Source organism: Spirosoma fluminis, from assembly GCF_054778895.1.
The window spans coordinates 272,535-292,479 of sequence record NZ_BAAGZD010000003.1 but is presented as its reverse complement, the minus strand read 5'-3'; the positions used below and the strand labels follow the sequence as shown (position 1 = coordinate 292,479).

General features: G+C 53.0%; 13 protein-coding genes. 7 read left to right on the top strand and 6 right to left on the bottom strand.

Going from position 1 to position 19,945, the window contains the following annotated elements; all coding sequences use genetic code 11:
* Positions 1–41 precede the first annotated feature (41 nt).
* Positions 42–2,369, top strand: a complete 2,328-nt coding sequence (locus ACYVBJ_RS03190) for a TonB-dependent receptor (protein ID WP_460980856.1) — start codon at positions 42–44, stop codon at positions 2,367–2,369.
* A 2-nt stretch (positions 2,370–2,371) separates the two neighbouring features.
* On the top strand, positions 2,372–3,403 hold the full coding sequence (locus ACYVBJ_RS03185) for a DUF4249 domain-containing protein (protein ID WP_460980855.1): 1,032 nt from the start codon (positions 2,372–2,374) through the stop codon (positions 3,401–3,403).
* Here the strand turns inward: ACYVBJ_RS03185 and ACYVBJ_RS03180 are convergent, their stop codons facing one another.
* From ACYVBJ_RS03180 to recQ, 4 genes are all read right to left on the bottom strand, one after another.
* A complete protein-coding gene (locus tag ACYVBJ_RS03180) occupies positions 3,404–4,642 on the bottom strand; it encodes a lytic transglycosylase domain-containing protein (RefSeq protein ID WP_460980854.1) in 1,239 nt (412 codons plus the stop codon).
* Positions 4,643–4,767: 125 nt separating this feature from the next.
* A complete protein-coding gene (locus ACYVBJ_RS03175; protein WP_460980853.1) occupies positions 4,768–5,973 on the bottom strand; it encodes a lytic transglycosylase domain-containing protein in 1,206 nt (401 codons plus the stop codon).
* A gap of 165 nt (positions 5,974–6,138) precedes the next feature.
* On the bottom strand, positions 6,139–7,206 hold the full coding sequence (locus tag ACYVBJ_RS03170; protein WP_460980852.1) for a lytic transglycosylase domain-containing protein: 1,068 nt from the start codon (positions 7,204–7,206) through the stop codon (positions 6,139–6,141).
* A gap of 183 nt (positions 7,207–7,389) precedes the next feature.
* Positions 7,390–9,510, bottom strand: coding sequence for a DNA helicase RecQ (recQ, locus tag ACYVBJ_RS03165; RefSeq protein ID WP_460980851.1), 2,121 nt, complete (start codon positions 9,508–9,510; stop codon positions 7,390–7,392).
* A gap of 521 nt (positions 9,511–10,031) precedes the next feature.
* Here recQ and ACYVBJ_RS03160 point away from each other — a divergent pair.
* Positions 10,032–10,841: a peptidoglycan-binding protein gene (locus ACYVBJ_RS03160; RefSeq protein WP_460980850.1), complete on the top strand. Its 810-nt coding sequence runs from the start codon at positions 10,032–10,034 to the stop codon at positions 10,839–10,841.
* Positions 10,842–10,843: 2 nt separating this feature from the next.
* On the opposite strand, the gene ACYVBJ_RS03155 is transcribed toward ACYVBJ_RS03160, so the two are convergent.
* Positions 10,844–12,022 carry a glycosyltransferase gene (locus tag ACYVBJ_RS03155; RefSeq protein WP_460980849.1) on the bottom strand — a complete coding sequence of 393 codons (1,179 nt, stop codon included), beginning with the start codon at positions 12,020–12,022 and terminating at the stop codon, positions 10,844–10,846.
* Between the two features lie 2 nt (positions 12,023–12,024).
* Positions 12,025–13,233, bottom strand: coding sequence for a glycosyltransferase family 4 protein (locus ACYVBJ_RS03150; protein ID WP_460980848.1), 1,209 nt, complete (start codon positions 13,231–13,233; stop codon positions 12,025–12,027).
* A gap of 96 nt (positions 13,234–13,329) precedes the next feature.
* Between ACYVBJ_RS03150 and ACYVBJ_RS03145 the strand changes: the two genes are divergently transcribed.
* From ACYVBJ_RS03145 to ACYVBJ_RS03130, 4 genes are all read left to right on the top strand, one after another.
* Entirely contained in the window at positions 13,330–15,000 is a 1,671-nt protein-coding gene (locus ACYVBJ_RS03145) for a hypothetical protein (RefSeq protein ID WP_460980847.1), read from the top strand.
* Between the two features lie 295 nt (positions 15,001–15,295).
* On the top strand, positions 15,296–17,656 hold the full coding sequence (locus ACYVBJ_RS03140; RefSeq protein ID WP_460980846.1) for a penicillin acylase family protein: 2,361 nt from the start codon (positions 15,296–15,298) through the stop codon (positions 17,654–17,656).
* A gap of 98 nt (positions 17,657–17,754) precedes the next feature.
* The gene (gene argS, locus ACYVBJ_RS03135; protein ID WP_460980845.1) at positions 17,755–19,539 is read left to right on the top strand and encodes an arginine--tRNA ligase; all 1,785 of its coding nucleotides are present in this window, start codon (positions 17,755–17,757) and stop codon (positions 19,537–19,539) included.
* A 67-nt stretch (positions 19,540–19,606) separates the two neighbouring features.
* Positions 19,607–19,915 (top strand): hypothetical protein, encoded by a 309-nt coding sequence (locus ACYVBJ_RS03130; protein WP_460980844.1) that lies wholly within the window; start codon positions 19,607–19,609, stop codon positions 19,913–19,915.
* Positions 19,916–19,945 lie beyond the last annotated feature (30 nt).

Here is a 19,945-nt window from a genome sequence, read left to right as displayed (position 1 = left end):
CCAACGGTATGATCTTTCGGTGTCTTCTTGCCTGTATCTTCTTGCTTCTCGTTGGTCCGACGTCGGTCCGGGCCCAGCAGCGGTTGCGCATGACTGTCGTGGTGCGTGACGGCGTCACCAAAAAACCTGTTCCCGGAGCCAGCCTGCTGGTTGGCGAAACCCGAGCGGGGGCGCAGGCTGACAGTGCAGGCGTCATTACGCTGAATCATGCGCCGGGTGCCCTTACTGTATATATTTCAGCGGTTGGCTATATACGTGGCCGCGAAACGATTGTGCTTGATTTCAACAAACGTGTCGAGTACTTCTTACAGCCCCGGTCAACCGATCTGGAGGAAGTGGATGTCCGGGCTACGCGCGAGGACAAAAACATTAAAACCGTTCAGATGGGGCAGATTCAACTGAGTATGCCCGAATTGAAGCGAATGCCGGTGGTACTGGGTGAACCCGATATTCTGAAGGCGCTGGCGCTTCAGGCGGGGGTTACTACAGCGGGGGAGGGGGCCGGAGGTTTCAACGTGCGGGGCGGACGGGCCGACCAGAACCTGGTGTTAGTAGATGGGGCTCCGCTGTTCAATACGTCGCACCTGCTCGGCTTTTACACCAATATCAACCCGGATCTGGTTCAGGATGTCAGCTTAAACAAAGGTGCGTTTTCGGCGCAGTACGGCGGGCGTGTGTCGTCGCTCTTGTTGATGAGTACTCGGAACGGAAACAAAGAGGGGTGGCGCGTGTCGGGCGGACTGAGCCCGGTCAGTGTCCGGGCCGTGGTTGACGGACCGATCTCAAAAAAACTGACGCTGGTAGCGGGCGGACGGTTTGCGTTCCCGAATTATCTGCTTCGGTCGTTTCCGGTAGCCAGCGTAAAAAATAGCCGCGCGTCTTTCTACGACGGTAACGTCAAGCTCACCTACACGCCCGATGAACGGAATACCATTGCTGTTTCGGCCTATCGGAGTCAGGATAACTTTCGCTTTCCGGGCGATACGTTGTACGGGTGGCATTCTGATGTGCTGACGGGGCGCTGGAGTTACTTGATCCGCCCAAATCTACAGCTTAACCTAACGGCGCTTTACAGTGGCTATCACCTGAACGTAGACGGGGTGACGCCGGGCTTAACCTTTCGGTTTGCATCGTTTATCGAGCAGCGCGAAGGTAAGGCCGATGTCTATTATACCGTCAATCAGAAAGCAAAAGTGCAGGCTGGAATCAACGGCATTCTGTATCGAATTCAGACCGGCGACGTAATGCCGACGGGAGAAAATTCAAGTATCAATCGGCAACGTATCGACCCCGAGTCAGGCCGCGAACTGGGAGCCTATGTGAACGCCGAATGGGATCTAACCCCCCGGATCTCACTCATGGCCGGCTTACGGTACTCGATGTTCTCTTTTCTGGGGCCGCAGACGATCTATCGATACGCGGAGAACGTACCGCGTTCGCCCGAAACGGTGGTCGATTCCGTGGGATATGGCAGAGGGCAGGCAATTCAGAACTACGGCGGGCTGGAACCGCGCGTGGCGTTACGTATTCAGGTGGCCCGAAACTCGGCCATCAAAGCCAGTATTGGCCGCACGCGCCAGTACGTAAATCTGATCTCCAATACCACCGCCATTACGCCCCTCGACTTCTGGAAATTAAGCGATCGCTACGTACCGCCCCAAATTGCCGATCAGGTTTCGCTGGGGTTGTTTCAAAACCTCAATAATAACGCCATTGAGCTAAGTATAGAAGGGTATTACAAACGACTTCAGAACCAGATCGACTATCGATACGGAGCCAATCTGATCCTGAATCCCAGACTCGAAACGGCCTTGCTGCCCGCGTCTGGCCGGGCCTACGGGGTGGAATTTGGTATCAGCAGCAACAAAGGCCGGCTGACGGGTCAGTTAAACTACACTTATGCCCGTTCGCTGATTGCCGTGCAGACGCCGTTCGACGAGCTTCGGATAAACGGCGGTGACTATTATCCATCGTATATCGACCGGCCGCATACGCTGAATCTTCAGGCTCGCTGGGCCATGTCGCACAACTGGTCGTTCTCCACCAACTTTGTGTATTATACCGGCGTACCTGCTACGTATCCTGATGGTCAGTACACCTACTCGGGTGAACCGGTACTGGACTACTCCCGGCGTAACGCGGACCGGATTCCGGATTACCACCGGCTGGACGTAGCGTTTTCAAAAGACACCCGATTTACCAAAGCGCAGAAACGGTACGGTATCTGGACGATCGGCATCTATAACCTGTATGCCCACAAGAATCCATACTCCGTCTATTTTACGCGCTACAATCAGCGGACTGAGTCATACCGGTTATCGGTCTTTGGTACGTTGATTCCATCAATTGCTTACAATTTTTATTTCTGACCATGACCCGGTTCATTGTCTTTATACTTGCGTTAACGGCGCTCATAAGCTGCATTGATCAGGTGCAGTTGCCGGTTCGGACCGAAGAGCCACGATTGGTGGTTGAAGGCCAGATCACCAACGAAGCTCCGCCCTATACGGTCAAACTTACCTATACCGGGAAGTACAGCGGGAGCGAAGGACAAAATTCCGCCGATCAGTTTGTGTTCGGAGCCCAGGTTAGCCTAGCCGATGATCAGGGCCGTTCAACCCGGTTTGTGGCAACGGGGCCGGGCGTTTACCAAACAGCCGATTCGACATTTCGGGGGCAGGTAGGGCGTTCGTACAGCCTGAGTGTTGTGCTGACTGATGGCAAACGCTACGTTACCAAGCCGGAGCGGATGCCCATTGTACCGGCTATCGATAGCATCTCAGGTCGCTTAGTTCGGGTTGAGAATATCATTACACCCTTTCGATACAGTTATGCCATTACGACGCAGGACCCGGCTGCCGAGAAAAATTACTACCGCTGGACGGCCTTTGGCGTAACAACCCGGCGCTCAACGGGGGTGCCCTGCTGCCTGGGATGCCCATCGATTTGCCTGGATCGCTGCTGGATAACCGAGTCGACCGATGCGATCAACATTTATAGTGATGAAGCGATCAACGGCAATCCAATACGCAATAAGGCTGTTTTTCAGTTGCCGGTTTATGCTGTAGGGCCCCAACTGGTAGAGGTGCAGCAGTACAGCATGACCCAAAGTAACTATCAGTTCTGGAAGCTGTATCAGCAGCAGAACGCCCGTACGGGTAGCATCTTTGATCCTTTACCTGCTCCCGTAACGGGCAACGTAGTGAATGCCGATGTTCCTACTGACCGGGCCAGGGGGTATTTTGCCGTTACGTCTATTACCCGGAAGCGGTTTCGCAATCCAGCCGTCGAAACAACCGGCTCAGCCGTGTATGGGTTTATTGCCAGTCAGATCGTACCACTGTATGATTGCCGGGATACATATGGTCCAGTGCCCGTTATGGAGCCGGAGGGCTGGCGATAATTAGAGCTTCCACTGGACGAGCCAGCCTGGTTTGATTTGTTTAGGCTGGGGAACGCCAGCCAGCCCCGTTGCCGGATTCATGGCCATTAGGGTGAGGGAAATGGTCGATCTGGTTTCCGCCGAAATGGCTTTTGTTGCCCGAAAAAACACCGTACCTCGCGCGTCAATATCATCCACAACAGCATACAGCACGTCGCCTACTTTCAAGGCGTCTTCCCCAATCTGTACATCTTCGGTCAGCGTAAAGGCCCAGCTTTGCCCTAGTTTGAGCTGACCCGCGCGGAGGAGTTTAGCACTTACGTCGCCCACGAACACGGGCGCCGTGGTCGGCTGCTGCTTGAGCAGCTCCGTCAACAGGCTATCCATGACCCTGGCTTCGCTGCGGACGATACCGGATGGCTCATCCACCAACTGGCCAATGGGGATACCTACCGGATCGGGCTCTTCATCCTGAAGCCAGCCCATCCGCCGGGCCTGTTGCCGCTCAAGTTCGTAGGCATTGACCGAAGACGCCAGTAACGCACCGTTGCCAAGACTATAGGAGGGGTTCGTAAACAACTCTTTCATGGCAAGAATCCGGTACAGATAATAGCCGGTTTCGGCGTTCATCGTCATGGCGTAGTAGTCGCGGTGACCAACTCGGGTGATTTTCCGCTGCACCATGCCAACGCCCCCGTTATAAGCCGCGGCCACGAGCGTCCAGGAACCCAGTTTGCGGTACAGAAACTTCAGGTATTTGCAGGCTGCTTCGGTGGACTTCTTCAGATCCGTCCGTTCGTCATTGCCGGGCGTAATTGACAGGCCCATATCCTGCGCCGTATCGTCCATAAACTGCCAGTAGCCTACAGCACCCGCCGACGAAACGGCACTGGCGTGCCAGGCGCTTTCAATTAATGGCAGATATTTGAAGTCGTTCGGAATCGCATGTTTGCTCAGGATGGGCTCGATCACCGCGAAATACGGAGCTGAACGCGCCCGTAATGCCTGTACATGCTGAATATAGCCCGAACTGCTGGCCAGGGCGAGGGCCAGTTTAGCCGATACGTCACCTTGTTCGGTCGGTACCAGTTCACCGCAGAAATGCAGTCGCTCCGGACGAAGCCGCGGGGGCTGTAACTTAGCTACGGACCGCACCGGTTTACCCGAATGCGCAGCCGTTTTCTTTTGCGTCCAGCCGACTTGACTACTCAGTAAAATACTTAAAATCAGCGGGACTACGTATTGAATGGCTTTTGTCAAAACAGTTAGCATTAGTTCAGCCCATAGACAACGAAGCCTGCCCTGGGTTTAGTTCGGGTGGATGCGGACGAGTTAGGAAACAGGAAATAGACGACACTGCCGCTAAGTCCGCTTCACAAGCAATACTAGAGTGCTTTCCACGTAAGAATCCAGCCGGATTTGAGCTGATCGACATCAGGCAGGTTGATGCCGATGCGGCCGGTCGAGGCATCAACGGCCGTCAGGGTCAGCTTATACGTGTACTTGTCCTGAGTCGAATACAGTTTGTCGGCGCGTAAGTACAGTTTGTTCGTTTTCGGATCTATATCTTCAACTACCGCATACAGCAGGTCGCCTTCCTCTACTTCAATACCATCGGCGAGGCCGTGCCGGGTCAGGTGAAACACCCAGGTTTGACCACGTCGTAAATCGGCGGTTTCGCTCAGACGCGCCCTGATACCACCCCTGAAAACGTCGGCCGCGTTGGGCAGCGGAATATCCATCGTTCGTCCGGCTGCATGGGTAGCGCTTTCTGGAATGGGCGTATCTACCGCTGCCTGCGTAGCGTCGTCTACAAGCAGCTCCGGAATTAAAATATCCTGACCGGTTTCGGAACCTGGATAAAGCGGTTCACTCAGGTACGCCATCATCGGGTCGGGAATAATGTGTGGGTAGCTTTGGTAATTCGAGAATAGCTCTTTAAAAGCCAGTATCCGATACAGGTATTTTCCGGTTTCAGCATTCAGGCGGAGGTAATAGTAATCGCGCTGCTGTTGCTTCCGGATATTGCCCAGTAAAGCACCAATGCCGTTGTTGTAAGCCGCAGCAGCCAGGGTCCAGGAGCCCAGTTGATCGTGCAGATAGTTTAAGTAACGGCAGGCCGCGTTCGTCGACTTGATAAGGTTGTGGCGCTCGTCGTATCCCGGCCGAATCGTCAATCCCAGTTCGCGGGCGGTAGCGGGCATGAACTGCCAGTAACCAACCGCCCCTTTCGGCGACACGGCGAACCCCCGAAGCGCACTTTCGACCAATGGTAGGTACTTAAAATCGAGGGGAATATGATGCCGGGCCAGAATCGGCTCGATAATGGGAAAGAACGAGGCCGCCCGCTGCCTGATCCGGAACAGAGCCTGGTTCTGATTGGTGTTCTGCACTAAAGCCGATACCAGCCGACGCGCAACAACTTCTTCGTGTATAGGCACTGACTCACCACAGAAATACACAGGAGGCAGCGCTTTGATCAGTCCGGGGTCGGTAGACGGCAGCGTAGACTCCGTCAAGCCCGAAATCCGGTTGAACTGACTCGTTAAGACCAGACTGGTTATCAACGTACAGGAAGCAAGCAAATTCATCAAACAGGCACGTACTAGTTACGTATGGGTACCTTACTTTGACGGGTTATATAGTCTATAGTAACACAATACTATAGTTATTTTTTTGTCGCTTGGCCATCGCTACGTCACACAAAAAGGTCGCCCTGATTAGAGCAACCTTTTGCGTTACGTACTGAATGTCAATTAAAGCCAGTCCCAGAAGTGCAGCGGACGAGTTCCTTCCCCTTTGTTTAACTGCAAAAATCGGGGGCGACGGAATCGAAGCACCATCAGCCCCATCATCAGTTTCTTGATGGGTAGTTGATCGCCTTGTTTTTCCAGGCCCGCGTTCCGCGTAGCCGAGGAAGACTCCGGTGATCTGGAAGCCATCGCAATAAATTGCTGCGTGTCCGACGGGGCTTTCGTCAAGGCGGTATTTGGCCGGGGACCCCAGGTTGGGTCGTTGTAGTCTTCGTCAACGAGTTCTACAGTCGGCGAATCCTTGATTTTCTTCGACAATGCCAGTGGCTTGGTCCAGCTCGGCAGTGGCTTGGTCAACTGCGCAATCGTGGAGTTACGGAGCAGCAACGAATACTGCCGCGGATTACTGAGCAGCTCCTTGTACGCCAGAATCCGGAACAGGTAGTGACTTGTTTCGCGGTGCAGCTTGAGCCGGTAGTAATTTTTCTGCCCTTGCTGCACCATCCGATTCTGCACGTGCGTAATACCGCCGTTATAGGCAGCGGCTACCAGCGTCCACGAACCTAATTCAGCATAGAGTTGGTGCAGATACCGACAGACGGCCACCGTTGCTTTCTGGAGATTATAACGTTCGTCGACTTTGCCATTTACGGTTAAGCCCAACTCCCGGGCGGTGCCGGGCATCAACTGCCAGTAACCCGATGCACCTTTGGGGGATACACAGTCGTTGACCAGCGCACTCTCAGCCAGCGGCATGAATCGGAAATCACGGGGAATCTTATACTTCCGAAGAATCGGGTCGATGATAGGAAAGAACGTCGAGGCCCGACGGCGGAGGTCAAATAAACATTCGGGCTGAGCGCCGTACGTCCGCAGCGTTTGTACCCATCGACGCGAAACACGGGGTTCGTCGACCGGAACTTCTTCCCCGCAAAAATAAATTGGAAATACTCGTTTGGAGGAATCAACAACCAACAGCGAAGGGTTATTTAAGCCGTCTGGCGACTGAAGATTTCGACTCGTATCCGCCCCGATTGTGGCTAAGCCAAAGGCCGGTTTAATGGCGGCCATAAGCAATGAAAAACCTACTTCTCTTATCAAAATAACGGTATTTGTTGTGGTACATAGAGACGACAAAGCCCGTACTAACGTAGCGGGCTTGCCATACATGACTCTACGAATATAGCTGATTATCTGCTGACTACAAAACCGCCGTTCTAAGAATTATCCAACGGCCCAGCGAAAAGTAGGATTTTATCTGCCCATCAGCCCCACAACCAGGGTTATTTTGGCGTAGTCGTACCGCCCTTCCAGGTGGTCGAAAATGGGCTTGAGCCGACCTTCTTCGAGGCCGACGATGTCAATCGCCTGCTCGATTTGCCGACGGTCAAACGGGTCGACAAGGGAGGTTAAATCCAGGTCGTAGCCTGCCTTCGCCAACTGCACCAGATGACCTGCAATGGAGCCTGCCGTGAGCTGCCGTTCGGCGGCAATTTCATCGATCGTGAGGCCTCGATTATACAGATCGAGGGTAATCAGCTGGGTTGCTCCTTTGGGTTTTTCGCCTGCCTGAACCCGGCCCTTTACGTGGCCGACAATCGCATCCAGAAACCGCCTGCCGAACAACTGCAGCTTGCGTTCGCCAACCCCGCTTACGTTACGTAATGCATCGGGCGTGGTTGGCCGCTGCCGCGCCATGTCTTCCAGCGTGGTGTCGGTGAAAATAACGTAGGGTGGTACGTTCTGCTCGTCGGCCAGTTCTTTGCGGAGGGCACGAAGCCGCTCGAACAAATCGTCGCGGTTGGTTTCGGTTTTGGTCTTCGGTTTCTCAACCACCGGTTTCGGCGCATCGTCGGGACGTACCAGATCAATTTTACGGCCTCCATAAAGCACCTGGTCCGCCAGTATACCCCGACGCAGGGCGTAGTGCTGGTCATAGCCAACCTCAACCACGCCAATGTTGATAAGCTGATGCAGATAATTCCGCCAGTCTTCAAAGCGAAGGTCGCGGCCAGCGCCATACGTTTTTACCTGATCGTAACCACCCTGTAGCACCGCCTGGCTGCGGGAACCACGCAGAATGTCGATCAGCAGGTTCATCGGTACGCGTTCGCCCGTCCGCACGATAGCCGAGAGCGCTTTCTGAGCCAGAATGGTACCGTCGAACGTAACGCGCGGGTCGCGACAAACGTCGCAGTTGCCACAGGGTTCCGCTAACTCCTCTGAAAAATAGGACAGCAGAATCTGGCGACGGCAGGTGTGGGCATCAGCATACTGCTGCATCCGCTCCAGCTTGGCCAGTTGCAGGCCCAGGTTTGCCGGACTATTCTCGGCCAGCATTTCCTTGTACGTCGCTACGTCGGCAAAGCTGTAGAACAATACCGTCTGCGCATCGGCTCCATCACGCCCCGCCCGACCAATCTCCTGGTAAAAGCTTTCGATGTTTTTAGGCATGTTGTAATGAATCACCCAGCGCACGTTCGACTTATCGATGCCCATGCCGAAGGCAATGGTCGCGCACATGATCCGAACGTCGTCGCGCAAAAACGCTTCCTGCGTACGCGCCCGATCGTCGGGGTCCATCTTGGCGTGGTAGAAGGCCGCGCTAAATCCCTTTTCCTGAAGCTTTGCCGCCAGTGATTCCGTCGATTTCCGGCTTAGGCAATAAATAATACCCGACGTATCGGGCTTGCGTTGCAGGAGCCGGATAATTTGCTGAATGCGGTTCTGGCCGGGTAAGACCTGAAGACTAAGGTTAGTCCGGTTAAACGACGAGATAAAGATGGCCGGGTCGTTCATGCCCAGCCGCTGGCCAATGTCCTGACGGGTAAGCTTATCGGCCGTTGCTGTTAGGGCGACCGTGGGTACCTGCGGAAAATGCTCTTTCAATACGTGTAACTGGGTATACTCTGGCCGGAAATCGTGCCCCCAGGATGAGATACAGTGCGCTTCGTCAATGGCGAAGAGCGAAATGGTCACGCGCTTCAGAAACGCAAAAAAGGACTCGGTCAGCAGTTTTTCGGGCGATACGTACAGCAGTTTAAGCTTGCCGCTGAGGCAGTCGGCTTCGATATCGCGCTGCTGCCGACTGGTTTGCGTGCTGTTGTAGAAAGCCGCCTGAATACCATTCATGTGCAAAGCACCAACCTGGTCTTTCATCAGGGCGATCAGGGGCGAAACCACAATGGTAATACCCGGCAGCATCAACGCCGGAATCTGAAAGCATACTGACTTGCCACCTCCTGTAGGCATCAGCACCAGCGTATCCCGTCCGCTCAGAATGGACCGGATGATGTCTTCCTGCATGGGACGGAAGCGGTCGTATCCATAATAGCGTTTAAGATAATCAACTGGCGACTGGTCGGCGATGGTCATTTTACTACGGGTATATACCTATCAAAAATACAAAAAAAAGCGGAAAACAGTGCCATCCCGACACGCGAAGACGTCGCTACACTGCTAGGTACTATCGGCCTGCAAAAACAGCCATCAGGGAAGATAACGTAACACAAATGAAGCGCAGGATAATGAAAAACTGGGCCAATGAACTGAGCTATTGGCGAAGACGACCGTGTGTTGCTGAGGTGATTAACTTCGGCGGATGATGCCAGAATCTGAGGGATGACTTAACAGGTTGGTAACATAACCCATTCCTGTTCTGCACTATCTTTGCCGACCTGCTATGGGCTTTTTCTTCGTCGCTGAATAAAGACGCCAGTGATGCCGACGATTAGGTGTGAACAGACCTGACAGTGACCGGAAATCAACTCATTGACCGATTACTAGCCCTTTCTTAATCGGAACAGCGCAACGGCGTATCTTTAACGCCCGAATGTGCAGGATGCCCAGTTGCTCCGGGCCTCACCAAGTCAACTACGTATTAATTTGTTATTGAGATGCTTAAAACAGCCTTTCAAAAAGAACTGGTACTGACCGATACGCTTGAACAGGGAAGCCATGGTGCTGAAGTCAAACGCGTTCAGGAGTGGCTTTCGCTCAACGCGTTACGTTTTCCCGATGTAAGCCTGACGACAAATGTAGACGGTCAGTTTGGCCCGGCAACAAAACGGGCCGTGTGTAATTTTGAGGAGGCCGTCGACCTGCCCCGAACGGGTGTGGTTACGCCCGATTTATTTGCGCACTTAAGCAAACCGCTGGCCACGGCTTTCCAGACGGTCGCGTCGATTCCCGATGTTCGGCGGGCGGTGGTGCAGGTAGCCCGGCTGCACCTGCGGCAACGGGCTACGGAACTTCAGACCACCGATGCGCAGAATCTGGGTCCCTGGGTACGTAGTTACTGCGATGGCTTAGACGGATCGCCGTTTAAATGGTGCGCTGGCTTCGTGCAAACTGTTTTAGATCAGGTGGCGTCTGCGCATGACCGTTCGTTTACGGTCATTATGCCGCAGACGTTAAGCTGCGATGTACTGGCCCTGAGTGGTCAGCAGAATGGCAGGTTGATTGACAACGCTGTGGTTCAAAAGAACCCGGCCCGGATGCAGCCCGGCGACGTATTTGTGTTACGTTATCCCAAAGCCCCCGACTGGTACCATACCGGATTCATTACCAAAATCGAGGGCGATGTGGTGGAAACCATCGAAGGCAATACCGACTCGAAAGGCTCCAGCAACGGAACCGCCGTATTCGCCCGCGTCCGCAACTTCCGCAAGACGACGCTGGACGTATTCACCATCGACGGTTTGTAAGGTCAAAGGTGGGTGAAAATCGTTTCGGCGAACGCTACGTCGGAGTTCTGGCTGGCTACCGTTTGCAGGTTCTCTTTCGAATACGAAATGCCCTGCCTGACGGCCTGCTCCAGCAACTGGCTGATGGCTATGGGCGAAGTGGAATCAACCACTGCTCCTAACTGCTCCTGCTGCACCAACTGACCCATGTAGCCATAGTCGGACGACAGCAGCGGCTTACCCGAAACAGCCGCCCGAATAATCACGGACGCCATACCCGTATGACGTTGGTATAAAGCCAGGGCGTAATCGGCCAGCTCGAAATAAAGCTGAATCTGTTTGCCGCGCGTATCCCGGAAAACACAACTGATCTGTATGGTCGGGGCTACCTCCGTAATAAGGTGTTCGATCTGTTGCTGATAATCGGGTTTGATGGCGCCGACCAGCAGCACACATACGCGTGAATGCACCGATGGATTGAGCTGTTTAAGCGATTCGAGCAGCGGTTCGATGCCTTTCCGATCTTCAAGTGTACCAAATAAGAGAAAGACTTTACGGGCGGGGTCAATGCCTAACTCAAGACGTAGCTGAGCCACTTCTGCCGGGTCGATGGGGTACGACTTGACCGGGTCGGGTAGGGGAACCACCGTTACGCTGGGGGTCATCGCGCGCAGGGCGGGTACCGCCGAATGGTCGAGGCAGAACAAATTCTTTAATACACCCCGGTCCAGTGCGCCCTGAAGCGTTACTTTCTTACGGACCATGTTCAGACGGGCTTTCAAGCCGGGCGGAGCGGGGTAATGAAAATCGGGTCGAAAGTAAATACCCGACACGGGGCAAGGCGATTTTCGACCACACCAGAGCGCCAGTTGAAAAATATCTGAATACATCATCAACGCGTGCGTTGGCGTGTGTTCACGGATGTAGTCCAGCAACAAATTCCACTCGTTGAAGGAGCGACGTAATACCGACGACTGATGAACACGGGCAATGTCTTCCGGTGGAATGCTAATGAACCGTACCGTTGTCTGAGCGGGGTCCTGTGCCAGCAGTTGCTGAAAGGCCGGTTCAAACGAGGCCTGCGTGACCACGATCAGTTCACCTTTGATTCGATAGTGAAGCCAGTAGTGAATCAGATGCGTCAGGTAATCGGCGTGGTGACCATTGATGATCGTATCGAACAAAAGTATTTTCCTCGCCATATCTATGAAACTACGCGCCGGTATACGTCCAGCGTTTGACTAACTACGTTCTCGGGAGAGAAGGCCTGCTGCCGTTCGTACCCCTTTTGCCGTAACGATTGCCGCAACGTATCGTCGATAATAACCCGCTCAATCTGCTGTTGAATACTCACTTCCGATGTTGGGTCGAAGTAAAGGGCGGCATCCTGGGCCACTTCGGGGAAACAGGATGTGTTACTCAGCACAACCGGGCAACCCGCAGCAAACGCTTCCAGAATGGGAATGCCAAACCCTTCGTAGAGCGACGGATACACAAACGCAAGGGCGTGTTCGTACAGGCGAAACAAGATAAAGTCGTTGATGGCAAAATGAACTACCTGATCAGTGAGGTCGAGGCTACCGATCAACAGCTTTTCGGCATCACTGAAGTCGCCACCACCGGCGCAAACCAACCGGATGCCCGGAGATTTCTTTAAGATTGGCGCGACGGCTTTCAGAAAGAAACCGAAGTTCTTATATGTACCCCGCATGCCTACGTACAGCAGATACGTTTCGGGAGCCTGAATCTGAAACGTATCGGGTACGCTTAAGGTCCGGAAGTTCGTGGCATGATGAACCACCGTTATCTTGTCCGGATCAATGGTAAACACCTCAACCAGGTCTTTCTTGGTATTTTCGGAGACCGCAATCACATGGGCCGACCGGTCGAGCAGTTCCTGCTTCTGCGCCTTCGACGCATTGTCCAGATGCCCGTACGCGTCGCCCAGTTTTTCTTTGATCACATCGTGATACGTTAGCACAAAGGGCTTGTTGCCAATGAACTTCAGAAAGTAGCTGTGGAAAAACGTCGGGTGAAACACGTCGTAATCCTTCCGGATCAACTGAATTGAACTCAACAGGCGATTCACCTGGGAAAACAACATGCTGGTGTACATGTAGCCCAGAAAATACTGGAAGGGATACGTATGGAACTGCCTGCTGTTCAGCAGGTAATCGTTATTAGAGAAGCGAACGGAGAGCGTTGTGTCGACGCCTTTCTTGCGAAGCGATACAATCAGATCGTAAAAATACCGGGCCACCCCCCCAAATCGCGCACCTGTAAAAGCCTGATGGTCGTACAAGATTTTCATAAGAAGCAAAAGCACCGCAATGTTACGCATAAAGTCGTAACCAGCAGTTACGACCGGTCCAAAACCCCGCCGTCGCCCGTCGGACGTAACGATCACGAACATTGATGACCGATTACTCTAATGGATACGTCTGGTAAGCGGCTTTCTCTATTTTTTTGCGCTTTACATCATTCACAGCCAACAAATACATCCATTGTAATGCAGACTAAATACGTTCTTTTGCTCGCGCTCAGCTGGGCGGTTGGGTCGACGGCTTTCGGCCAGTCGACCGGAGATTTGAGCGGTTCGCTCCGCGAGGTGGCGGCTCAGTTAAAGCCGGTTAAAGCAGCCGATAAAGAATATAAACAACAGCTAAAGACCGCTGGTAATCAACCGTATCTGGTAACCTTCGAGGTGACCGAAACCGACAAGAAAGGAAAATCGACGGAATATATTTACGAGCTTAATCTGGCCGATGTAGACCCGAACTCGGTGAAGTATGACACCCGGAAAGATTTGATGCCGATTACGCTTAAAACCGTTAACGGGAACGACTTCGTCCGCGTGAAGGAAAACAGCCAGCTGCGGTTTAACAATACGTTGACGCTGTATGCGGAAAATATTGATAACGCGCGGGCCCTGACTGAAGCGTTACGGAGCACCCCAGCCTCGGCAAAGAAACTTCTTGAGAGCCGCCTGAACATTGGCAGTTCATTGCCTGCGTTAACGGATTGGCTGCGCAAAAACGTGGTCGATGCCACCAGCAGTGACGAAACGTATCGGCAGACCGTAACGCTTACTGATGGAGCAAACCCGTTGAAGGTTCGGGTCACGCAACAGCAGAATACCGGCAAAAAAGTAGTCGATGAGACCACAGACCTCAATGTAGGCGACCTTGATCCGTCGGGTGTGAAGCTCGACGTGAAAGGGAAATGGATATGTATTGAAGCCACTACCCGTAACCGGGAAAACTTCATCCGGCATTCGGAAGGTGGAAAACCGGGCAACGACCGCGTCGTCCGGTTCTATTTCGCGGATCTGGAAAAAGCCCGCGAAGGCAGCATGGTTTTGCAAAAGCTATTGCCCCTGGCTCAGCAGAAGCAGAAAGATATGGCTCCCGCCTACCGCTCCGCCGACGATACGCAGCAGCGACTGGTTGCGGCCTTGAAACCCATGGGTGGCGTTGAGCAGTCGTTAAAGCCGGGTTGCCAGAGCGTGTTTACGGTTGCCGAATCGGGGAAGACAACGGAGTACCGCTTCTTCTGGGGAGATCTGAACGAGAAGGCAACCAAGCTGAGTGCATCGGGTAAGGCGTTCACGCTCGAACTGGCCATGCCTAACAAACAGAAGTACATAGAAGTCTGGCGCAACGGCGAAAAACAAAGCTACGTTGGCGAACTGGAAATTCAGACGGATGATATCGAAGCGATCCGGTACCTGCCGGGGCAACTGGAAAAGATGATCCCGCAATGCCGGGATAGCCGCAAACTGACCGTGCCGGGTGGTAGTACCGAAGCAAAGCTCGAATACGTATCGCAGAAGTTGATACCCGTGCAGGCCGGCCGTAAAACCATTACTCAAAAGCTGGAAAAGGCGGGCGGTTGTGCCATCAAGGTGACGCAAAGCACAAGCGACGGCAAAAAGACCGTAGACGAGCAATTCGAATTCAGCTTAGGTGAAATCGATCCGTCGGCGGTAGAGCTTGTTACGTCCGGCGACGAAGCCTATGTGCAGCTGATGACCAGAAGCAAAGAGAAAACGATCAAGGCGTTCAAGAATGGAAGTCCATCCAACTACGTCAACGCCGTTCAATTCTTCGGTAACGACATTTCAACGGGTTTGCAGGTTCGCGAAGCCTTCCGGCAGGCGGTACAGGGTTGTAAGAAATAGTACATACTGGTTGACAAGGCTTAACTACCGTAAATTATGAATGGGCGTTAGTTAACTATAGGTCAGTTTTTTGTCATCCCGACGACAGGAGGGATTTTCGGGAGTTGAAAGCAATAGTAGCCTCATCAGAAGGTTCCTCCTGGGGTTGGGATGGTAAAAAACCGACTATTATCATTCAAGTGCTTATTTGTAATTCACGTTAAGTAACAAAAAGAAATAGGTACGGTTGTTAAATGTCAGTTAACGTTGTATTGTGTACAGCGTTAACCGGCTTATTTCAACTACGTACCACGCTATGCGTTCATTTCTTCTGCTTGCCTTACTTCTCCTTACAACCCATTCTTCTTTTTCGCAACGAATACCGGGTTTGCAGCAGCCCGTCGAAATGATCCGGGACCGCTGGGGCGTCAACCATATCTATGCAAAAAATGAACATGATCTGTTCTTTGCGCAGGGCTATGCCGCAGCTCAGGATCGACTCTTTCAACTGGAAATCTGGCGTCGGCAGGCAACGGGTACGGTGGCGGAGCTGCTTGGGCCGCAGGAAGTAAAACGCGACATCGGTACCCGACTGTTTCGGTTTCGCGGCAACCTAGATCAGGAGCTGAAGCACTATCACCCGCGTGGTCCGCAGATCGTAAGAGCGTTTGTAGAAGGGGTCAATGCCTACATCACGCAGATCCTTAAAACGCCCGAAAAGCTACCGTTTGAATTTCAGGTACTCAACACGAAACCAGGGCTTTGGACACCCGAGGTGGTCATCAGCCGACACCAGGGGCTAGCCTATAACGTACGTGAAGAGCTGAACTATGGACGCTTGGTGAAGCTGATCGGCGCTGATAAACTTCGGGAGTTGCAATGGTTTCATCCCCTGCCCACAGGCGGTAAAGCCGACCAACCCGACCTAACGCTCCACGTGAACGGCGACGAGTTGTTTCAGCCTATTCTTGACTTATACGAAGCGTTTCGGTTGCCCTTAAAATTTGGTGGTCAGCCTACCAAAGCTGACGAAGACGAAGCACTACGTTCCAGAGAGGCAATCGATGACTGGTTTAACGTAGACAGGCAGTACGTCGGCTCGAACAATTGGGTTATTTCGGGAAATAAATCAGCCAGTGGTTATCCGATGCTGGCGAATGACCCGCACCGGGCGCAGTCTACGCCCTCGCTCCGGTACTGGGTTCACCTGAACGCGCCGGGCTGGAACGTAATAGGTGCCGGAGAGCCGACGCTGCCCGGCATTTCCATTGGACACAACGATCATGGTGCCTGGGGACTGACCATTTTCGAGACGGACAACGAAGACCTATACGTCTACGAAACCAATCCGGCGAATCCGAATCAGTACCGTTACAAAGGCCGCTGGGTGAGCATGAAAACCCTGGCCGAAACTATTCCCGTGAAAGGCGCACCAGCAGTGCAGGAAGAGTTGAAGTTCACCCGGCACGGTCCCGTGGTTTACGAAGACAAGAAGAACCACAAAGCCTACGCCGTTCGGGCGGGGTGGCTGGAGGTAGGCTGTTCACCTTATCTGGCGAGCTTACGCATGAATCAGGCCCGTAACTGGACCGAATTTCGCCAGGCTTGTGCGTTCAGTCGGCTGCCGGGGGAGAATATGATCTGGGCTGATAAAACCGGGACGATTGGCTGGCAGTCAGTTGGCTTATCGCCCATTCGCAGGAATTTTACGGGACTGGTGCCCGTTCCTGGCGATGGTCGCTTTGAGTGGGGTGGGTACCTGCCCATTACGCAGCTGCCCAACAAGCTTAACCCACCGGAAGGATACGTAGTAACGGCAAACAACAACCTTACGCCTATTAACTACCCGCACCGCAATGCTGTTGGCTGGACCTGGTCGAGTCCGGTTCGGGCGCACCGGATCGAAGAAGTGCTAAACGATGGAAAGCGCAAGACTCTGACGGATTTTATGGCCCTACAGGCTGACTATCTCGCTGTTCCGGCCCGAACGTTGGTGCCCTTGCTGCAAAATCTCTCATCGACCGAAAACCGCACCGAACAGGCGTTGGCGTATTTACGGCGGTGGGATTACAAACTTGAGCCGAGTTCGGTGGCGGCTTCGATCTACGTAGCGTGGGAAGGGCAGTTAAAACAAGCGGTTTACGCGCAAAACGTACCTCAAAATGCCCGGCCTTATCTCAAAAGCTTACCCTCGAAGCGGGTGATTGATGCCCTGCTGGTTCCGACTACCAATCGCGATAGTTTGCTATTAACCTGTCTGGACCGGGCCGTAGCTGAACTCTCGAAACGGCTTGGTAACGAGATGGAGGACTGGGTGTATGGGCAGCGTAAAAACAAACACATCACCATTACGCACCCGCTGAATAATATGGTCGACAAGGCGATGCAACAGAAAATTAACCTTGGGCCGGTAGCTCGGGGTGGGTACGCCGAAACGGTAAATGCCACAGCCAATGATCTGAACCAAACGCACGGGGCATCCTTTCGCATTGTAGTAGACACCGAAAATTGGGATAAAACCTTGGGCATCAATAGTCCAGGTCAGTCGGGCGATCCGGCGAGTCCACATTACTGGGATTTATTCCCAATCTGGGCTGAAAATAGCTACTTCCCAGTGTTCTTCTCCAGGCCCAAGGTGCAGTCGGTAGCGGAAAGCACCACTGTGTTACAGCCTTAACGGACGGTTAAGGTTCCAAACAGACGTAATGCCGTACCTCCGGCTATATTTCGTAGGTTTGTAACCGCAAACCGCAAGACAGGCGGTTCAACTCGTTCATGGATATTCAGGAAGATTTAAAAGGAGCCATTCAACGCGCTATTGCTGAGCTGTATCAGCAGGAGGGTGTGGAGGTGGTTTTGCAACCGACCAAAAAAGAATTTGAAGGACTGTATACGTTCGTTACGTTCTCACTAACGAAAGCCCTTCGGCAACCGCCCGCAGCGATTGGACAGGCCATCGGCAGTTGGTTGGTTAAAAACAGCGACGTCGTTAGTGGCTTCAACGTCGTGCAGGGATTCCTTAATATCAGCGTTGCCGATGCTGCCTGGGTTACCGTCATCAACGACATTGCTGCTGATGCCAACTTCGGTACGTTGCCCTCGAAAGGGCAGTCGGTTATGGTTGAGTTTTCGTCGCCGAATACCAACAAACCGCTGCACCTTGGGCACCTGCGTAACAACTTCCTGGGCGATTCGGTAAGCCGCATCCTGAAAGCCAACGGCTACGATGTTGCCAAAACCTGCATCGTCAACGACCGTGGCGTGCACATCTGCAAATCCATGCTGGCCTATCGCATGTTCGGCAATGGCGAAACGCCGGAGTCGGCAGGCATGAAAGGCGATCACCTGATTGGTAAGTACTACGTCCTGTTCGACAAAGCGTATAAGGCGCAGGTCGAGGAGATGGTTAGTCAGGGAACGCCGAAGGAAGAAGCCGAAAAGAAGGCTCCCTTGATGCAGGAAGTTCAGCAGATGCTACGCCTGTGGGAGCAGGGTGATCCGGATACCGTTGCGCTCTGGCGGCAACTGAACGACTGGGTGTATGCCGGTTTTGATGCTACGTACCAAAGCATTGGCGTAAGCTTCGATAAGACGTACTACGAATCGAATACGTATCTGCTGGGTAAAGAAGTTGTCGAAGAAGGCCTGCAAAAAGGCGTTTTTTACCGCAAAGACGATAGTTCGGTCTGGATCGATCTGACCGAAGAAGGACTGGACCAGAAGCTCGTTTTGCGCGCCGACGGTACGTCGGTGTATATGACCCAGGACCTCGGCACGACCGATCTGAAATACCAGGATTTTCACAACGACCGTCAGATCTGGGTGGTTGGCAACGAGCAGGATTACCATTTCAACGTATTGTTCGCTATCCTGAAACGACTCGGTCGGCCGTACGCCAACGGACTGTATCACCTGTCGTATGGGATGGTCGATCTGCCAACGGGTAAGATGAAATCGCGGGAAGGTACGGTTGTCGACGCCGACGATCTGATCCAGGAAACCACCGAAGCCGCTGCCACTGCCGCCGACGAAGCCGCCAAAGGTAAACTCGACGAATTCAGCGAAGCTGAGAAAGCTGAGTTGTTTAAGATGCTGGGGCTGGGCGCCCTTAAATATTACCTGCTGAAAGTTGATCCCCAGAAGCGGATGCAGTTCAACCCCGCCGAATCCGTAGATCTGCACGGCAATACGGGGCCCTACATTCAATACGTTCACGCCCGTATTCAATCCGTTTTACGGAAAGCAGCTGAGATGGGCGTATTGACCGATGGAGTTGTAGAGGCCAGTATCTTAGATGAGATTGAGCAGCAGCTGGTGTTTCAGCTCAGTCAGTTTCCGCAGCGGGTAAAAGAGGCCGGTGACGACTACGCTCCGTCGTACATTGCGCAATACGTCTATGAGTTAGCGAAGACGTTTAATCAGTTCTACGACAAGCTATCAATCCTAAAAGAGACTGATCCGGTTAAGCTGCATACGCGTATTATACTGTCGAAATCGGTCGCTGAAACCATCCGTAAGAGCATGGATCTACTGGGCATACAGGTTCCGAAAAAAATGTAACCACTTGCTGATAGACGCTTCCATAAAGTCTTTACATTCATCTCGTAAACTTTTAATTCTGCACAGAATGAAACGAGAAATTATGAAGTTGGATGTAACGTCGGTAGCGCTTGTTTATGGGGCGGTGCTCGCGGTTTTTGGCTTATTCATTGCGTTGATGATGCTCGCATTTGGATCTATACTAAGCCTAAGCCCTATGCTTGGTCGGTCAGGCATGGGCATGATGATGAGAGGGGGCATGTTCGCAGCCATCTTTCTGCCTGTCTTTTACGGACTGCTTGGACTGATATTCGGGGCCTTGTTTGCCGTCGTTTACAACCTGGTTGCGCCCCGCGTCGGCGGAATAAAAGTGTATATTCGTGACGTCACCGATTAACAATCGATTAGAATTTACAATCCGTAAACT

Coding starts and splice junctions, on each gene's coding strand:
- ACYVBJ_RS03185 (WP_460980855.1), top strand. CDS start 2,372: ATGACCCGGTTCATTGTCTTTATACTTGCGTTAACGGCGCTCATAAGC.
- ACYVBJ_RS03175 (WP_460980853.1), bottom strand. CDS start 5,973: ATGAATTTGCTTGCTTCCTGTACGTTGATAACCAGTCTGGTCTTAACG.
- ACYVBJ_RS03170 (WP_460980852.1), bottom strand. CDS start 7,206: ATGGCCGCCATTAAACCGGCCTTTGGCTTAGCCACAATCGGGGCGGAT.
- recQ (WP_460980851.1), bottom strand. CDS start 9,510: ATGACCATCGCCGACCAGTCGCCAGTTGATTATCTTAAACGCTATTAT.
- ACYVBJ_RS03160 (WP_460980850.1), top strand. CDS start 10,032: ATGCTTAAAACAGCCTTTCAAAAAGAACTGGTACTGACCGATACGCTT.
- ACYVBJ_RS03155 (WP_460980849.1), bottom strand. CDS start 12,022: ATGGCGAGGAAAATACTTTTGTTCGATACGATCATCAATGGTCACCAC.
- ACYVBJ_RS03150 (WP_460980848.1), bottom strand. CDS start 13,233: ATGTTCGTGATCGTTACGTCCGACGGGCGACGGCGGGGTTTTGGACCG.
- ACYVBJ_RS03145 (WP_460980847.1), top strand. CDS start 13,330: ATGCAGACTAAATACGTTCTTTTGCTCGCGCTCAGCTGGGCGGTTGGG.
- ACYVBJ_RS03140 (WP_460980846.1), top strand. CDS start 15,296: ATGCGTTCATTTCTTCTGCTTGCCTTACTTCTCCTTACAACCCATTCT.
- argS (WP_460980845.1), top strand. CDS start 17,755: ATGGATATTCAGGAAGATTTAAAAGGAGCCATTCAACGCGCTATTGCT.
- ACYVBJ_RS03130 (WP_460980844.1), top strand. CDS start 19,607: ATGAAACGAGAAATTATGAAGTTGGATGTAACGTCGGTAGCGCTTGTT.